This is a genomic window from Siminovitchia jepli, from assembly GCF_047228825.1.
GTDB lineage: Bacteria > Bacillota > Bacilli > Bacillales > Bacillaceae_C > Siminovitchia.
The window spans coordinates 1-2,223 of record NZ_JBFEGN010000180.1; the positions used below are offsets into that span (position 1 = coordinate 1).

At 37.3% G+C, this 2,223-nt stretch carries 3 protein-coding genes; all 3 read right to left on the bottom strand.

Annotated features, from left to right (window positions below; all coding sequences use genetic code 11):
• Positions 1-47: 47 nt before the first annotated feature.
• Positions 48-290 carry an ATP-binding cassette domain-containing protein gene (locus AB1L08_RS22210; RefSeq protein ID WP_413066750.1) on the bottom strand — a complete coding sequence of 81 codons (243 nt, stop codon included), beginning with the start codon at positions 288-290 and terminating at the stop codon, positions 48-50.
• A gap of 68 nt (positions 291-358) precedes the next feature.
• Entirely contained in the window at positions 359-1,369 is a 1,011-nt protein-coding gene (locus tag AB1L08_RS22215) for a sugar ABC transporter substrate-binding protein (RefSeq protein ID WP_413066751.1), read from the bottom strand.
• 1 nt (position 1,370) lies between these two features.
• Entirely contained in the window at positions 1,371-2,123 is a 753-nt protein-coding gene (locus tag AB1L08_RS22220) for an aspartate/glutamate racemase family protein (protein WP_413066752.1), read from the bottom strand.
• Positions 2,124-2,223 lie beyond the last annotated feature (100 nt).

A 2,223-nucleotide genomic window follows, 5' to 3' on the forward strand; every position in this document is an offset into this window, starting at 1 on the left:
ACAAACCTAATTATACCAAAGGTTGGAGCCCTTTTTGTATTTATAAACTAGATTTTACTTTCGTAATCCAGGTTAATACTATTTCCTTCCAAAATTGTTTCTCCACTGTCTTTGCTGTAAATCCCACTTAATATTTTCATCAAAGTTGACTTACCCGCACCATTTTCCCCTACCAAGGCATGAACCGTTCCTTTTTTAACCTTAAAACTTACTCCTTTTAATGCGTGTATCCCTCCGAATTGCTTACTAACATCTTTTAACTCTAAAGAATATACAGATTCTTTTTCCATCCAATTCTCTCTCCTTAAAAAAAATGATTTTAGCTCCCTTCACAAATTAGAATTTAAAGAATTTTTCTTTACTTTAAATACTCATCTACATTTTCCTTAGTCACTCGAATCATTTTTGTGGGGTAATACTTTTCTATCGGCTCACCTTTTGCTAATTTTTCTGCAGCCTCTACAGCTTGTTTACTTCTGCTTTCAATATCGGCCACGTAAGTTACAACGATTGGACCTCCATCTTTAATTGATTGAAAAGCCTGCTGTTCACCATCGACCCCACCAATGATGACTCCTTCTTTCCCCAAATCTTTGACTGCTTTTGCCGCCCCAATCGCTTCAAGATCAAATGTTGCCCAAATTGCATTTACATCGGGATGGGCTTGTAATGTGCTTTCAACCCCTTTATATGCTAATTGCTCTGTTCCCGGAAAACCGGTTGTTATATTCGCAACTCGTTTAATCCCCGTATATTCCTTTAGTATGGCATCTTGTACATTTCGTCTCATTCTGATAGATACGTGATTATTATGATTTAAAGTAATTACCTTTCCTTCAAATCCTGTCTCAGCGGCTAAATATTGATACAATTCAGTAGCTACTTCAAAATCATTTGGCGCTAGCATTGTCGATACTCCTGGAATCCATCCTGATAATACACTAATAACCGGAATGTCCTTAGATGTTGCTTTTTTCACAACACTTTTTAATACATCTGTTTCTCCCGCTTGAATAATTATTACATCTACATCAGCCTGAATAAGATTTTCAATATCTTTAACCTGCTTTTCTGTCGATCCATTTGCATTTACCATAAATGGCTTATGTCCACTTTCTTTAATAAACTTCTCAGTATACTCATAGTCCTGTTGATTGTTTATATTACTAAGAGCCAAGGTGCTAACCCCTATTGTTAATGGACCTTCTTTTGCCTTTTTCGTTTTCGTTTCTGTGTTTCCTTTAGTTTCCGCTTGAGAATTTGATTCCTTTTTATCGGTCGGTGCAGAAGACGAAATAAAGGAACAACCGGAAAGCATCAGCATAACAATGATGGAAACAAAAATTATAAAACGGGATTTCCTCATCATCTTATTTAATTTCCTCCTTAAAAAACTTGGTTATACTATTAAATCCTTTTATTTCTTTTTTCTCGGGAAACCCCCAGGTTAGATGTTTACTTGTTTGACACCTCATATTCACTAAAATTTCGGCAAGCTTTACAGCTGGACTAACACCATCTAGAACTGGGACCCCAAGTTCTTTTTGTAAATCTTCCACAAAAGAGACAAAACCTGCACACCCGAGGAGAATGGATTCAGCTCCATCCTCTTCAACAGCTTTTTTACTAGTATTGGAAAGAGCGTTTAGCCCTTTCTTCAAATCCCTATCAAATTCTAAAACGGAGAGACCTGTCGATCTAATAGACTTACATCTCCCTTCCGCTCCGTGCATTTTCACAACTTCCTCTGACATTTTTCTTGAACGATCCAATACGGAAACAATTGAAAAGTTTGGAGCAATAAATTTTGAAATAGTTATTGCTGCCTCCGCTATTCCGACAACCGGTTTATCCGTGATTTCTCTTGCAGCATACAGTCCAGGATCTCCAAAGCAAGCGATTACATAAGCATCCACATTTTCCGTATGATCACCTTTTAAAATTTCTTCCATTACCCCTGGAACAGCCAAATACTCATCAAAATACGACTCAATACTAGCCGGGCCTGTAGAAGGACTCACAGCAATGATCTCAGTATTAGAACTTGCGTATTTTTCTCCAGCTGACTGAATATTTTTTGTCATGGACTCCGTGGTATTGGGATTAATTATTTTAATACGCATAAGTTTTTCTCCTCCTTTTTAAGTAATAGTCTCTCGGCATTCGCCGAGTTAGATGGGTCAAAGGATCTCTTGACCCAACTGTTTGATTCCCCTCCTACTT